The 15,361-nt window shown below is 49.7% G+C and carries 12 protein-coding genes; 7 read left to right on the forward strand and 5 right to left on the reverse strand.

Annotated features, from left to right (window positions below; genetic code table 11):
• Positions 1 to 56: 56 nt before the first annotated feature.
• The 4 genes from J2S36_RS08260 to pta form a co-directional block, all read right to left on the reverse strand.
• Complete coding sequence (locus J2S36_RS08260) at positions 57 to 1,733, reverse strand: fumarate hydratase (RefSeq protein WP_309957337.1); 1,677 nt, start codon at positions 1,731 to 1,733, stop codon at positions 57 to 59.
• 262 nt (positions 1,734 to 1,995) lie between these two features.
• Entirely contained in the window at positions 1,996 to 2,433 is a 438-nt protein-coding gene (locus J2S36_RS08265) for a GNAT family N-acetyltransferase (protein ID WP_309957339.1), read from the reverse strand.
• Between the two features lie 160 nt (positions 2,434 to 2,593).
• The gene (locus J2S36_RS08270) at positions 2,594 to 3,766 is read right to left on the reverse strand and encodes an acetate/propionate family kinase (protein WP_309957340.1); all 1,173 of its coding nucleotides are present in this window, start codon (positions 3,764 to 3,766) and stop codon (positions 2,594 to 2,596) included.
• 90 nt (positions 3,767 to 3,856) lie between these two features.
• Entirely contained in the window at positions 3,857 to 5,485 is a 1,629-nt protein-coding gene (pta, locus tag J2S36_RS08275) for a phosphate acetyltransferase (RefSeq protein WP_309957342.1), read from the reverse strand.
• A 493-nt stretch (positions 5,486 to 5,978) separates the two neighbouring features.
• On the opposite strand from pta, the gene J2S36_RS08280 reads away from it, so the two are divergent.
• From J2S36_RS08280 to guaA, 3 genes are all read left to right on the forward strand, one after another.
• Complete coding sequence (locus J2S36_RS08280) at positions 5,979 to 7,178, forward strand: pseudouridine synthase (RefSeq protein WP_309957344.1); 1,200 nt, start codon at positions 5,979 to 5,981, stop codon at positions 7,176 to 7,178.
• Between the two features lie 82 nt (positions 7,179 to 7,260).
• Positions 7,261 to 7,692, forward strand: coding sequence for a (deoxy)nucleoside triphosphate pyrophosphohydrolase (locus J2S36_RS08285; RefSeq protein WP_309957346.1), 432 nt, complete (start codon positions 7,261 to 7,263; stop codon positions 7,690 to 7,692).
• 128 nt (positions 7,693 to 7,820) lie between these two features.
• A complete protein-coding gene (gene guaA, locus J2S36_RS08290) occupies positions 7,821 to 9,386 on the forward strand; it encodes a glutamine-hydrolyzing GMP synthase (protein WP_309957543.1) in 1,566 nt (521 codons plus the stop codon).
• A 222-nt stretch (positions 9,387 to 9,608) separates the two neighbouring features.
• Here guaA and J2S36_RS08295 read toward each other — a convergent pair whose 3' ends face one another.
• Positions 9,609 to 10,340, reverse strand: coding sequence for an IclR family transcriptional regulator (locus tag J2S36_RS08295; RefSeq protein WP_309957348.1), 732 nt, complete (start codon positions 10,338 to 10,340; stop codon positions 9,609 to 9,611).
• Between the two features lie 103 nt (positions 10,341 to 10,443).
• Here J2S36_RS08295 and leuC point away from each other — a divergent pair, with 103 nt between their 5' ends.
• The 4 genes from leuC (at position 10,444) to J2S36_RS08315 (ending at position 15,229) form a co-directional block, all read left to right on the forward strand.
• Entirely contained in the window at positions 10,444 to 11,847 is a 1,404-nt protein-coding gene (gene leuC, locus J2S36_RS08300; RefSeq protein WP_309957350.1) for a 3-isopropylmalate dehydratase large subunit, read from the forward strand.
• 158 nt (positions 11,848 to 12,005) lie between these two features.
• Positions 12,006 to 12,602 carry a 3-isopropylmalate dehydratase small subunit gene (gene leuD / locus J2S36_RS08305; protein ID WP_309957545.1) on the forward strand — a complete coding sequence of 199 codons (597 nt, stop codon included), beginning with the start codon at positions 12,006 to 12,008 and terminating at the stop codon, positions 12,600 to 12,602.
• Between the two features lie 111 nt (positions 12,603 to 12,713).
• On the forward strand, positions 12,714 to 14,036 hold the full coding sequence (gene murA, locus J2S36_RS08310; protein WP_309957352.1) for a UDP-N-acetylglucosamine 1-carboxyvinyltransferase: 1,323 nt from the start codon (positions 12,714 to 12,716) through the stop codon (positions 14,034 to 14,036).
• Between the two features lie 41 nt (positions 14,037 to 14,077).
• Positions 14,078 to 15,229 carry a D-alanine--D-alanine ligase family protein gene (locus J2S36_RS08315; RefSeq protein WP_309957353.1) on the forward strand — a complete coding sequence of 384 codons (1,152 nt, stop codon included), beginning with the start codon at positions 14,078 to 14,080 and terminating at the stop codon, positions 15,227 to 15,229.
• Positions 15,230 to 15,361: the final 132 nt, after the last annotated feature.

Raw genomic sequence — 15,361 nt, forward strand, 5'->3', positions numbered from 1 at the left:
TAGCCGATGCCCGCAAGCTCACCGCTGATGCAGTAGCTAAAATTTTCAGAACGTACTTAAAGCCCTGGACGCTTGCCAATCGTGACCGATACTTCCTGCGAATGTGCAAAGAAGTCATTGCCCTTATCATCAACTACAATGAATGCCGGGAAATCTTCTACTTCGATCTTCCAAACAGCTTCCATCCCAAGTTCTGGATATTCAAGCAGCTCTACATGTTTGATGCAGTCTTCTGCCAGCTGAGCTGCGGGGCCGCCAATCGAACCAAGGTAGAATCCGCCATATTTCTGGCAGGCATCCGTTACCTGCTGTGAACGGTTACCTTTTGCAAGCATGATCATTGATCCGCCAAGTGCCTGGAATGGTCCTACGTATGGATCCATGCGGCCAGCCGTCGTCGGACCAAAAGAGCCAGAAGGCTTGCCTTCAGGAGTTTTTGCCGGACCAGCATAATATACTGGATGATCTTTCAGGTATTGTGGCATTTCTTCGCCATTATCGATCCGTTCACGAATCTTTGCATGCGCAATATCGCGAGCCACGATGATTGTGCCGCTCAAAGAAAGACGGGTCTTGATCGGATACTTTGAAAGCTCGGCGCGTACTTCATCCATTGGCCGGTTCAAATCAATATGCACTACTTCATCACCTGCCTGATGCCCGATCTCTGCATCTGTAGTTGCCGGCAGGAATTGCCCCGGATTAAATTCGAGCTGTTCAAGGAAAACTCCCTCTGGGGTGATCTTGCCTTTTGCCTGCCGGTCTGCAGAGCAAGACACAGCAATTGCTACCGGCAGGGAAGCACCGTGGCGTGGCAGACGCACCACACGCACATCATGGCAGAAATACTTTCCGCCAAACTGCGCACCGATCCCGATTTGCCGCGTCAGTTCCAAAACTTTTTCTTCCATCTCGATATCGCGGAAACCGTAGCCTTCGATACCACCTTGGGTGGGAAGCTCATCAAGATATTTTGCTGAAGCGTACTTTGCCGTCTTTAACGCAAATTCCGCTGAAGTACCGCCAATCACAATTGCCAAATGGTAAGGCGGGCAAGCTGCCGTACCAAGTGAACGGATCTTCCCTTCGAGGAATGGCATCATCGAATCTGGATTCAGGATCGCTTTCGTCTCCTGATAGAGGTAAGACTTATTTGCTGAGCCGCCGCCCTTAGACATAAACAGAAAGTGATATTCAAGTTCATGCCCTAGGCGAGTATCAGCATAAAGTTCGATCTGTGCAGGCAGATTAGTGCCGGTATTTTTCTCTTCATACATCGAAAGCGGAGCGTTTTGTGAATAACGCAGATTATATTTTTCGTATGTATTTTGCACACCCTGGGAGAGGGCCTTCTCGTCCACACCTGGAGTGAGCACATGCTGACCGCGTTCGCCCTTGATAATTGCAGTACCAGTATCCTGGCACATCGGAAGTACACCATCGGCAGCGATATTTGCGTTACGTAGCAGAGTTTTTGCCACAAAACGATCATTTGGTGAAGCTTCAGGATCTTCTGTGATCTTCACGATCTGTTTCAGGTGTGCAGTGCGTAAATAATGATTAATATCGTGAAATGCAGTTTCCGAAAGTAATTCAAGCGCACTCTCAGAAACTTGCAAAAATTGCATTCCATCAGGCCCGGAAACTACTTTTACACCGTCTTTGGAAAGTAGCCGATACTCAGTTTTATCTTGGCCGACAGGAAGCATATCTTTGTACTTGATTTCTGACATTTCGCATTTTCTCCTAGCGATTTTTGACTTCTTCTCTAGGATATCTTTCTCAGTAGTCAGAGACGGGATCTAGTGGCCCGATAATTCGTAAGTATTTCCTTGTGTTTTTCATAGATTTTCCGCAAATTTATGAAAAACGTTGAGTTTACGCCGATGGTGGGGAAAAAGAGAGCGATAAGTGCAGGGAAGCATTAGGTATAAAGTACTGGTACCCGTCGTGAAAATACTAACGGGTACCAGGGAAAAATTATTGCAACGAGAATTAACCTTGATAACGGTAAATATTCGTCTCGCGCATCGTAAAACCACAACGCTGATAGAGCCGGTTTGCGGCTTCCCTTGCAGGACGGGAAGTGAGATCGAGCGACTTCGCGCCCACTTTCTGGGCCATTTCAATTGCAGCTTCCACAAGCTGTTGCCCTGCGCCTTGCCCACGTGCTGCCTCATCTACGACTACATCTTCGATCCACGCACGCCAGCCTGTTGGAATTTCAAAGGTGACGAGAGTGAGCATACCGAGCATTTTTCGCTCACCGTCTGCACTCGAAAAATAACCGAAGAGATAGATATTTTCTTGTGCGAGAAAAGATTCAAGCTGTTCAAGATCCATTGGCTTGGAAGATCGGGAAAGCTGCGGGATTAATGCTGCAAATGCTGCTGCAAGCTCAGGGCTTGCAGCTTCAATCAGTTCAACTGCCATCAGAGTACCTTTCAAGAGGAAGTTACGAAAACTAAAATTTTGCTGCGCGCTACTAATATGCTGCACGAAGTATCACGTAAAATTCTGAGGTTTTGGCAATAACCGTGTAACCAGCTGCCAAAACCTCAGAATCTGTTTTGCGAATTCAACTATTTAGTGATTAAATCAGCTCCATCGCTTGCCGAGCGATCGAGAGTTCCTCATTCGTTGGAATCACCATTACACGCACCGTGGAATCTTCAGTTGAGATCGTGCGTGGCTCCTTTGAACGAATTTTGTTCTTTTCGGCATCAAGCTTAATTCCAAAAGGTGCAAGGCGGGCGCACACGTCAGCGCGCAAATCCGCATCATTTTCACCAGCTCCAGCCGTGAAAGTGAGTACATCAAGGCCGCCCATTTCGGCAGTATATGCTCCGATGTAGCGCAAGATCCGGTGGATGTAAATCTCAAGTGCTTCGATCGCATTTTGTTCACCGGCTGCTGCACGCTTACGCACTTGGCGCATATCGTTATCGCCGCATAAACCTTTCAAGCCTGACTTCTTGTTAAATAAGGTATCGATATCGTCTACATTCATTCCCGCAACGCGGCGCAGATGGAATACTACTGCTGGATCGATATCACCAGTGCGGGTGCCCATGACCAGACCTTCGAGCGGAGTGAGTCCCATTGAAGTGTCAAATGCGTGCCCGTTTTTCACAGCTGATACGGATGCGCCATTACCCAGGTGGAGCACTATTTGCTGTAAGTCATCGCGTCCTAAAAGCTCGCTTACCTTTTCTGAAATGAACTTATGGGAAGTACCGTGTGCGCCATAACGACGGATCTCGTATTTTTCAGCTACTTCGCGATCAAGCGCGTAAATAGCTGATTCAGCCGGCAGATCCTGGAAGAACGCGGTATCAAAGACGGCTACGTGCGGCACATCCAGCAACTTGCGTGCCACTTCGATCCCTTTCAAATGTGCCGGATTATGTAAGGGGGCTAATGGGCAGAGCTGCTCAATGCGGGCCTGTACTTCGTCAGTGATGATTGCCGCGCGGTCGAAGTATTTTCCACCTTGCACAATGCGATGCCCGACGGCTTTAATATTTGCCTCTTGCAGATTTGGCCCGGCAGATTCCATGATCTCAAGTACGCGGCGCAACCCGACTCCATGATCGGAAATTGGCTCATCGATTTCGGTGGTCTTGCCGGCATAAGTGTGTTCGTAGTGCCCGATTTCTTCCCCGATTCGTTCAACAAGACCAGCGGCGATCGCTGCGCCGTCAGCGGGATTGATCAATTGGTATTTGATCGAAGAAGATCCAGAATTGATTACGAGGACTGTCATGAATAGTGCTCCTTAAATATTAAAGTTTGCAAACCGATACCTAATGTATCCGGGTTTAACTGCGTATTGCTTTGAACGACTCTGCTCAGTTTATCCCTGAGCCTGAATTGCGGTGATCGCTACCGTATTCACGATGTCTTCTACCAGCGCACCACGAGAAAGATCGTTTACTGGCTTATTTAAGCCTTGTAATACTGGCCCTACAGCGACCGCGCCAGCTGAACGCTGTACTGCCTTGTATCCGATATTGCCAGCCGAAAGATTCGGGAAAATAAAGACGGTGGCACGCCCGGCGACCGCAGAATCTGGCAGTTTTGTAGCGGCAACTGTTGCATCTACAGCAGCATCGTATTGAATCGGACCTTCGAGCATCAACTGTGGCTGACGCTCGCGAGCAATCGCGGTAGCTTCCACAACGGCGTCCACATCCGGCCCTTTACCAGAAGTGCCAGTAGAATAAGAAAGCATCGCCACACGCGGATCGACGCCAAATTGCGTAGCTGTTTCTGCTGAAGAAATCGCAATTGATGCAAGCTGAGCAGGATCAGGGTTCGGTGTGACGGCGCAATCGCCATAAACGTAAACCCGATCTTCCATCAGCATCAGGAAGCAGGAAGAAACTAAATCAGCACCTGGCTTGGTCTTGATGATCTGGAAGGATGGAACAATGGTATGCGCGGTAGTGTGAATCGCACCGGAGACCATGCCGTCAGCATCACCCAGATGCACCATCATTGTGCCAAAGTAGGAAAGATCTTGGACTTTCTCGCGAGCCTGCTCGTAGGTAACGCCTTTCTTTTCACGCAAACGCGCAAATTCGGTGGCATATTTATCGAGCAGTTCTGGGTCTTGTGGGCTGACGATCTGTGCAGCAGATAAATCAAGCCCGAGCTCTGCGGCACGCTTCGCTACAGCCTGGGCATCACCGAGCAGGATAATCTCTGCTACTTCACGGGAAATAAGTTCATCGGCTGCTTTCAAAATTCGATCATCAGTTGATTCTGGAAGCACGATCCGCTTGCGGTTCGCGCGAGCGCGTGCAATCAGTGAGGCCGTAAAACTCAATGGCGTAACTACTTGTGATTCTTCTTCCATTGCGCTCACGAGAATTTCCGTATCGGAATCGGTTAATTCCATTGCGGTGCCAGCCGTTTTTACAATTGCTGGGGAATCAAGCTCAGCTGCATCTTCAACCGTGTATTCCTCGCCCGCTTCCGTCACGATCAGAGCGGAAATTGGTGCGTGTGCACCAGAAATTTCTTGCGCGCTGAGACGGGTGATATGCGAGATCTGGTGTGCCGAACGTAACGCGCCGGAAATGATTGGTACGACGGTGGTGCCAAGATGCGCAGCTGCCCGGCCGATTCGCGAGAGCAGACCTGGGAAAATTGTATCGCCGTCACATACGCCTACGATCAGTACGGCATCGAAAGGATGCGTATAATCAGTGAATCGCTTCACGAGCTGATTCATTGCAGCTTCTTCGTTGGAGAAGAGTGCTTCGCGGTTTGTACCCCAGGCGCGGTCAAGATCATCTTCACGACCGATTGCGGCAAGAAGCTCCTGAAATACGTGGTCATCGGCAATTTGACCATTCGTGAATGGACGGAAAATTGCGAAATTCGGGTAGCGTTCGCGAAGTTTTTCTACAGCTGCGAGGAATACTTGCCGAGTGCCGGCGTTGCCTTCAGTGGCAGTTAAATAGACGCTCTTGGTCACGAAAAATCCTTTCAAACAGTAATATTGTGTAGATGATGGCCGGCGTTGAGGCTGCGGGAAAATACGCGCTGCTCTTCACCTTCGTACCGTGAGCTGCTGCTGTGAAGTACGAAAGCCGTGAGTGTTCGTGCGTTTGAACCGCGCTGTCCACGTTTCGGATTTGTTTTGAATGTGATTTATTCTTTTTCATTCTCGCATTTCTTAGGACGTTTTGCTCATTTTTTCTAAGAAAGCTGTTTAATCTCACGCAAGTGGAAGCAGCAGTAGCAGAATCAATGCTGGTGAGCAGAAAATATTTGCAGCAAAACGGCACTTTACAAAAACTTTGGAAATTCCTTTCCCTGCTGTGAAATTTTTAGTTTTTCTTTATTTTTTGCCATGCTTTCAAGCGCCAACGGAGTTATTTCGGTTTAATTCTTTCTGATTGGTTACAATCGGGAGCAGAATTTTATTTCAAACAAAGCAGGCAGCTAAAGCGAAGGAGAGTCACAAGATGCATCGGAAACGCAGTGAGCGCCGCGCGGCAAAGCGGGCAATGCGTGCAAATTTGGCTCCGCCGCTGCGTGGTGGAATAAATGCTTCAGAAATTGTCTTGCCGCAGACAGATTCGCAAGGTAATCCGGTAGCTTTTGAAACACTCGGGCAGTGGGCGGATGCCGGTTGGGGAGACGATGCGCTCGCGGCTTTTGCGCGTGGTGATTATCTCGCTGACGGAAATGTTTTGCTGAGTGCCGATACGCCTTATCGGGCAGGGCAGCGCATTTGGGTGTTTCGGCCAGTGCTTGATGAACCTGAAAAACCAATTGAGCTTGCCGTCGTGGCAGAAAATGAGCGTTATTTGGTGGTGGAAAAGCCGCATGGGATGGCGACGATTCCGCGTGGTTCGCATGTGGCGAATACGGTGACGGTAGCTGCGCGGCGCCAGTTTCAAAATGATTTGCTGGTAGCGGCGCATCGTCTCGATTTGGAGACTGCTGGGCTTGTACTACTCACGAAAGCGCCAGAATTTCGCGCAAAGTATCAAACAGTTTTTCAGCGGCGCGAAATCCAAAAGAAATATTTTGCGGCTGCTCCGATTTGTGCAGAATATGCTGACGGCGCGGTGCATTCGCTTGAATTGCCGTTGTATCGTCCGGCGGGGCAAATTTCGGTGGATGTATTTGCGGCAGATTCGCCATGTGGGCAGGCACATCTGGAAAAAGGTGGGCGAGTATGGGGGTCGCAGACGGAAATCCGCCTGGTTCGTGAGGTGCGAAAAGCAAAGTGGCTTGGCTCGAAGTTGAGCGCCGTCGGTGGAGATTTGAAATCGCAGCTGGAGATTGGTGCTGATTCTGAGTTTACGTGCGGGGCACGGAGAGATCCCAATACACAAAGCGGGCGCGGAAAAATGACGGAGATTAATTCTGCTCAGCGTGAGGCGCATCCTGATTTTGTGGCGCTTCCGGAAAAATGGGGAATCTATGAGCTGCGCCCGCATACGGGATATTTGCATCAACTGCGGGCAGTGATGCTGCATTTGGGAGCACCGATTTTTGGTGATCCGCTCTATCCAGTGTGGTTTACGAAGGAGCGGGAGGCTGCGCGTGCTTTTTATCTCCAGTTGCTTGCAGCTGAGCTGGAATTTATCGACCCTGATGATGGGGAGTTGCTGCGCTTTGTTTCAAACCAGCGATTGTGGCTTGATGTGCAGTAATTTAGTTTTGGCAGCGGGAAGAATCAGTGCAGAGTTGCCGGTGTGAGCTGAAATCTGCTGCGAATATCTGGAGGCTGAAGTGGTGAAAGAAATTAAGAAAAGTGAGCAGAAAGAAGTGAAGCAGCAGATCCATGTGGTGGGTGCGGTGTTTGTGCAGGATCAGAGAGTGCTTGCAGCGCAGCGTGGAGCTGGGCGGAGTCTAGCTGGTTTCTGGGAATTTCCAGGCGGGAAAATTGAGGCAGGAGAAACCGGGCCACAAGCTCTTGCGCGTGAATTACGTGAAGAATTATGCATCGAGGCGCGAGTCGGCGAATTTGTAGCTCGTTCAGTGTATGAATATGATTTCGGCACTGTTACCCTAGATGCCTACTTTTGCGAAATTCCTGGTGCACAGCTGAAGCTGACTGAACATCAGGAAATCCGCTGGCTGAATGTAGCTGAACTATTTTCGGTGGAGTGGGCGCCAGCTGATGTGCCGATAATTGCAGAGCTGGCGCGGCTATTGTTGGACTAAATCGGAAAAGCTCTCTTGAGCGAAAAGTAATAATTAGAAATACTTGTCCACTTCGTGGAATTTTGATTTTCATTTCTCGCGTCTTATTTCCAATACGGGCATCCCTCCGATAGGCTTGATCTGTGAATATGAATGAACTTCGTCCCGTAATTGTTGTTGATAATGGTGCGCAGTATGCTCAGCTGATTGCTCGGCGTGTGCGTGATATTGGTTTTTACTCTGAGCTTGTGCCGCATTCGTGGTCGGCTGCGAAAATTCTCGCAAAGAATCCGGCTGCGATTATTCTCTCTGGCGGTCCAGCCTCGGTTTATGCTGAAGGTTCGCCAGAGCTTGATACGGCGCTATTAGCTGCTGGCGTGCCAGTGCTTGGCATCTGCTATGGCTTCCAACAAATGGCGCAGGCATTAGGTGGTACCGTCGCGCATACTGGTAAGCGTGAATATGGTGCTACTGAAGCGCAAATCATTGCTGATGGGGTGCTCTGTGCGAATGCCGGAAGTAGTGAAAATGTGTGGATGAGTCACGGTGATTCCGTATCCGTGGCTCCAACAGGTTTTACAGTGACGGCTTCCACTCCAGGCGCGCCCGTCGCTGCCTTTGAAGACCCTTCGCGGCAAATGTATGGTGTGCAATGGCATCCAGAAGTGGTGCATTCGCAAAATGGCAGCCAGTTGCTTGAAAATTTCTTGCGCGCAGGAGCTGGGCTTACTCCAAACTGGGATTCCTCAGGGATCATTGAAGATCAGATCGCGAAAATTCGTGCGCAAGTAGGAACTGCGGGAGTGATTTGTGCGCTTTCTGGAGGCGTGGATTCTTCCGTTGCCGCAGCTCTTGTGCATCGTGCGATTGGTGATCAGCTCACTTGTGTATTCGTAGACCACGGGCTGCTGCGGAAAGGAGAAGCAGAGCAGGTGGTTCGTGACTACGCAGGAGCTCGCGGAATGAAGATCCTTGCCGTGGATGAATCTGCACGCTTCCTTGATGCGCTTGCCGGCGTAACGGAACCGGAAACTAAACGGAAGATCATTGGTCGCGAATTTATTCGCTCCTTTGAAGCTGCCCAGCGCAAACTGATTTCTGAAGCAGGGGATGCAGGGCGTGAAATCAAGTTCCTCGTGCAAGGGACGCTCTATCCAGATGTTGTGGAATCAGGTGGTGGAGACGGTACCGCGAATATTAAATCGCATCACAATGTGGGTGGTTTGCCAGAGGATTTAGAGTTTGCGCTGATCGAACCGCTACGTGATTTATTTAAGGATGAGGTACGCGCGATTGGCCTAGAGCTTGGTTTGCCGGAGAACCTTGTTTGGCGTCAGCCTTTCCCGGGGCCAGGTCTGGGAATTCGGATTATCGGTGAAGTTACCCGCGAACGTTTAGATATTTTACGTGAGGCTGATGCGATTGTGCGGGAAGAGCTTACTGCTGCTGGGCTTGATCGTGAAATCTGGCAGTGTCCGGTGGTATTGCTTGCTGATGTGCGTTCAGTGGGCGTGCAGGGTGATGGGCGCACTTACGGGCATCCAGTAGTTTTGCGTCCTGTGAGTAGCGAAGATGCGATGAGTGCAGATTGGAGTCGGCTGCCATATGATTTGCTTGCAAAAATCTCGAATCGGATCACGAATGAAGTACAGGAGATAAATCGAGTGGTGCTTGATTGTACCTCCAAGCCACCAGGGACGATTGAGTGGGAATAATTCCACACATTATTGTGCGGATATTTGCATAGTGATTCCGGAGCTTCTTTCAGGCTCCGGAATCTTCTTTTTTTACGCTAGTTTGGCGGTCAAAGCTAGTTGTTGGGGTGATGCTAGGCTAATGCACAATCAATGCAGCACTTGCTGTGTTGCGAGATGCCCTCTGTTTAGAAGGGAGCGTTGGAGAGTTTTTGCTTTATTTGCGGCAGTGCCCTTAACTTCTCAGATTCTCTCGGCGCGTTTCAGTACTTCGGAGAGGCGATTTGCTGCGGCAATCACTGCAGCAGCATGGAGTCTGCCGGGCTGGCGCCCCATTCGCTCAATCGGGCCGGAAATCGAAACGGCAGCAATCACGTGCCCGGAAGGTCCGCGAACGGGTGCGGAAATCGATGCAACTCCTGCTTCACGCTCACCAACTGATTGTGACCATCCGCGCCTACGCACAGCTGAGAGTACTGTGGCGGTAAATTTTGCACCATGCAGCCCGCGGTGTAAGCGTTCTGGTTCTTCCCAAGCTAGGAGTACTTGCGCAGCAGAACCAGCAAGCATTGAAAGCGTGGCGCCAACGGGAATTGAATCTCGCAACCCCATTGCACGTTCAGCTGCAGCCACACAAATTCGTTGATCGCCCTGACGGCGATAAAGCTGTGCCGATTCGCCAGTATGATCGCGTAAGGCGATCAACACCGGATTTGCGGCAGCCAGGAGCCGATCTTCACCAGCTGCCGAAGAAAGCTCCGTCAGCCGTGGCCCAAGTACAAACCGCCCTTGCATATCGCGAGCTACAAAGCGGTGATATTCGAGGGCGACAGCCAGACGATGGGCTGTCGGACGGGCAAGCTTCGTAGCCGTCACTAATTGTGCGAGAGTTAGCGGCCCTGCTTCCAGGGCGCCAAGTACGTGTGCGGCTTTATCTAATACGCCTACGCCGCTTCCTTGTTCTGTACCGTCCATAAAACAATATTCGCATATCACTTTGTGAGACACAAATGTGAGGAATGGGAAAGTGCGCGAAGGTATGAAAAGAAGATAATCGCACGCTGATCGAGGAACGAAGATGGCAAAAACACTTGCGGAAAAAGTATGGAAGCAACACATTGTAAAACCGGGGGAAAATGGCGCACCCGATTTGCTTTACATTGATTTGCATCTGTGCCATGAAGTCACCAGCCCGCAAGCATTTGAAGGATTGCGGATGTCGGGGCGGAAAGTGCGGCGTCCAGATTTGACGCTTGCTACCGAAGATCACAATACGCCAACCGTTGATATCGATCAGCCAATTGCTGATCTCACCTCCCGCGTACAAATTGAAACTCTCCGGAAAAATGCGCGTGAATTTGGGATTCGACTCCACTCGCTAGGTGATATAGAGCAGGGGATCGTACATGTAGTTGGCCCACAATTAGGCCTCACACAACCTGGAATGACCATCGTCTGCGGTGATTCTCATACTTCTACGCACGGCGCTTTTGGGGCGCTTGCATTCGGCATCGGTACATCCGAAGTGGAGCACGTATTGGCCACCCAAACGCTGCCGCTAAAACCCTTCAAAACTATGGCAGTGAATATCTCTGGAAAACTTGCGCCAGGTGTGACGGCGAAAGATATTATCCTTGCGTTGATTGCGAAAATTGGCACAAATGGTGCTCAGGGATACGTGATCGAATATCGCGGTGAAGCGATTAGTGCACTTTCAATGGAAGCGCGAATGACGATCTGCAATATGTCGATCGAAGCCGGTGCGCGTGCTGGAATGATTGCTCCTGATGAAACTACTTTTGCTTATCTCAAAGATCGTCCACATGCGCCGCAAGGGGAGCAGTGGGATCTGGCAGTGGCGCAGTGGCGCACCCTAAATACGGATCATGATGCGCAATTCGATTCGGAAATTTACCTTGACGCACAAGAATTGCAGCCATTCGTCACTTGGGGTACTAACCCTGGTCAGGGTACTGCAATTTCCGGGCAGGTGCCAGCGCCGGCAGATTTTACAACCAAGAACGAAAGCAGCGCTGCGATGCAGGCATTAGAATATATGGGGCTTTCGCCACATACAAAAATTCGGGATATTCGCGTAGATACTGTTTTTATCGGCTCGTGTACGAATGGGCGAATCGAAGATTTACGGGCGGCTGCGAGTGTGATGAAAGGTCGGAAGAAGGCCGAAGGAGTGAGAGTACTGATCGTGCCTGGATCAGCGCGTGTGCGGATGCAGGCCGAAAAAGAGGGATTAGACGAAATTTTTACACAGTTTGGAGCTGAATGGCGAAATGCTGGATGCTCAATGTGTTTGGGGATGAATCCTGATCAATTACAGCCAGGTGAACGCTCAATTTCCACTTCAAATCGAAATTTTGAAGGACGGCAGGGGCGCGGCGGGCGAACCCATTTAGCTTCGCCGCTCGTTGCGGCAGCTACTGCCGTGCGGGGCACAATAAGTTCCGTGGCGGATTTAGACTAAAATCTCATGGTTAGATGTGGAAAATCCGCGGAAGTATAACTTTCCTGAAATAAATTTGGTGTTGCAAAAAATATTGCTGCATTGTTTTGCTGATGCAACAAAGCAAAAGCCGTCAGTACAAAGAACGTCAGTACAAAGAAAAAGAAGAAGGGCGAAGAATGGAAAAGTTTATTACGCATACAGGCGTTGGCGTGCCGTTGCGCCGCGCGAATGTGGATACCGATCAAATCATTCCGGCCGTTTATCTCAAGCGAGTTTCCAGGGCTGGATTTGCTGACGGGCTTTTTTCTCGTTGGCGTGCAGATACAGATTTTGTATTGAACCAGGCGGCTTATGCGCAAGGATCAGTGCTGGTAGCTGGTCAGGATTTCGGTACCGGATCTTCGCGTGAACATGCCGTCTGGGCACTCATGGATTATGGGTTCAAAGTGGTGCTTGCTCCGCGTTTTGCAGATATTTTTCGGGGTAATGCCGGGAAATCTGGGCTTGTCGCTGGTGTCGTAGCAGAGTGGCAGATCGAGCAGATTTGGCAGATCCTGGAAGCAGCCCCTGGCACACAAATCACTGTTGATTTGCCGTCAGAAACTGTGCGCGTAGCAGATTTTAACTGTAAATTTGAGATTGATCCGTATCAAAAATGGCGTTTGCTTGAGGGGCTTGACGATATTGGGATAACCCTGCGTGAAGATGCGGCGATCACTGCTTTTGAAGCCCAACGTGAAGCTTATAAGCCAAGCACTTTGCCAATATTTTAAGCATCAGTGCAATTTATCCCGGAATACTTATGTAAGCTTTACCGATGCCGGCGTAAGATACACTAGCTGTTAGAATTTGTCCGGATATAAAATGCGGAAGAAGGGAACGCGATGGGTGAGGCAAAGCTGAAAGTAGTCGGCGGAAAGCCACTGAAAGGCACGATTTCAGTGCGTGGTGCAAAGAATTTTGTACCGAAAGCGATGGTTGCTGCCCTTCTCACCGAAGAAACATCAGTATTGCGCAATGTACCGTTGATTCGCGATGTAGATGTAGTTTCTGCACTTTTACGTGCCCACGGCGCTCAGGTGGATTACGATCAGCAAGCTGGCGAAATCACGATTACGCCAGGGAAGTTGCATCTTCCGAACCCGTTTGAAGTTGAGCGGCTCGCCGGTTCGTCCCGGATCCCAATTCTTTTTTGCGGGCCACTTTTACACGCGCTTGGCGAAGCATTTATTCCAGATCTCGGTGGATGCCATATTGGTGATCGTCCCGTGGATTTTCATCTTGCCGTACTTGAAGATTTTGGTGCACGCCGGCGTGTGACGGATTTTGGGTTGCATTTATCAGCGCCGAAAGGTCTGACGGCGCGCAAAGTAAGCCTGCCGTATCCGTCAGTTGGTGCTACTGAGCAAACCTTGCTGGCAGCTGTTCGTGCTGAAGGTCTGACGGAATTAAGCGGAGCCGCAATTGAACCGGAGATTATGGATTTGATTGCAGTACTGCAAAAGATGGGCGCAATGATCACTGTAGATACTGACCGTACGATATACATCGAAGGGGTGAAAGAGCTGCACGGATTTCGGCATCGGGCTCTCGGTGATCGTATCGAGGCTGGTTCTTGGGCGTGTGCTGCTCTTGCAACAAAAGGTGATGTCACGATTCTTGGCGCGCAGCAAGAGCCAATGATGAATTTTCTGAATATTTTTCGGAAAATCGGTGGGCAGTTTGAAGTTTTTGATTCAGGGATCCGTTTTTGGCATCCAGGTGGAAAATTAAATTCACTTCCGCTCGAAACGGATGTGCATCCGGGCTTTATGACGGATTGGCAGCAGCCGATGGTAGTTGCATTAACGCAAGCTGAAGGTGTCTCGATTGTGCATGAAACGGTTTATGAAAACCGTTTCGGCTTCGTGGAAGCTTTGAATAAGATGGGTGCGCATATCCAGGTCTATCGGGAATGTTTAGGCTCAAAACGGTGTCGTTTTGGGCGCGAGAACTACTTCCACTCAGCCGTAATCCAAGGGCCAACGCGGCTCCAGGGAGCAGAGATCGAAGTGCCTGATCTGCGTGGTGGCTTCTCGCATTTGATTGCGGCGCTGGCGGCTGATGGGGAATCGGTAGTTTCTGGAGTGGATATTATTAACCGTGGGTATGAGCATTTTATGCAGAAATTGCGGGCATTAGGCTCGGATGTAGAAAAAATTAGCTGATCTTCGCAGCGGCGGAGAGAACACAGGATAGAATCACCTTTATGAATAATCTAGATAATCAAGAGAAACAAAAAATCCGGATTGCGCTGATTTATGGTGGACGCTCTGGAGAGCATCCAATTTCCTGTGCGACGGCAGGCGCTGTGATGCGCGCGCTTGATCCTGAAAAATACGAAGTGCTTTCAATTGCGATTGCGCAAGATGGGACTTGGGTACCTGGTGAGATAGATCCCGGTAAATTGCAGTTAAATGGTGCAAGCACAATCGTAAAAAAGGGCGATACGCGGATTTTGTTTGGCGGCGGTGACGGCAGCCAGGAGTTACTCTTGGTGCGCTCAGCGGCAGGTACTGACGATAAATTAGAGATCACTTCGCTGGGCAGAATTGATGTAGCTTTTCCGTTGCTTCATGGGCCATTCGGTGAAGACGGCACAATTCAAGGTTTGCTGGAGATGGCAAATGTTCCATATGTAGGGTGCGGTGTATTCGCCTCTGCTGCTGGTATGGATAAAGATTTTATGAAGATTGTATTGCAAAGCAAGGGGATTGCCGTCGGTTCTTATGTGGCTGTGCCAAAAAAGCGTTGGATTAACTCTCGTGAGCAGGTATTGGAAGAAGTCCAAAAATTGACTTTTCCCGTGTATGTAAAGCCGGCAAGGGCTGGGTCTTCATTGGGGATCACGCGTGTTGAATCTTTAGCAGAGGTAGCTGCGGCAGTGGAAGATGCGCAGCTGCACGATCCGAAAGTGATTATCGAATCTGGTATTGACGGGCGCGAAATTGAATGTGCAGTGCTTGGTGGGCGGGGAAATAATCCTGCGCGGGCGGCGATTCCAGGTGAAGTGACTTTTGCGAAGCAAAGCGAAGAATTTTATGACTTTGAGCATAAATATTTGGACACTGAGTCATTGGTGATGAATGTGCCGCCAAAGAATCTTTCTGCTGCTGAATGTGAGCGGGTGCGTGAGCTTGCAGTGCGTGCTTTTCAAGCTTTTGAGTGTGAGGGGCTAACTCGCATAGATATGTTCTTGAAAGCTGACGGTACGCTGCTGGTCAATGAGATTAATACGATGCCTGGTTTTACTCCTTTTTCAATGTATCCAGTGATGTGGGAGAAGGCAGGAATGCCTTACGCTGAGTTGATTGAGGAATTAATTTCGCTTGCTATTGCGCGTGGTACAGGTTTGCATTGAGCTTGCGATCAGCTATGCGGGGATTGAATTAAATTTGCGATTCAGCTGAGCAAGAAATAAGAAGTTGAAGAATTAACTAATTCTGTTAAGCTGATGCAGGCGGAGATTGAAGGATAAGATTCGCCGCGCAGA

Source organism: Arcanobacterium hippocoleae, from assembly GCF_031456295.1.
GTDB classification, from domain to species: Bacteria; Actinomycetota; Actinomycetes; order Actinomycetales; family Actinomycetaceae; genus Arcanobacterium_A; species Arcanobacterium_A hippocoleae.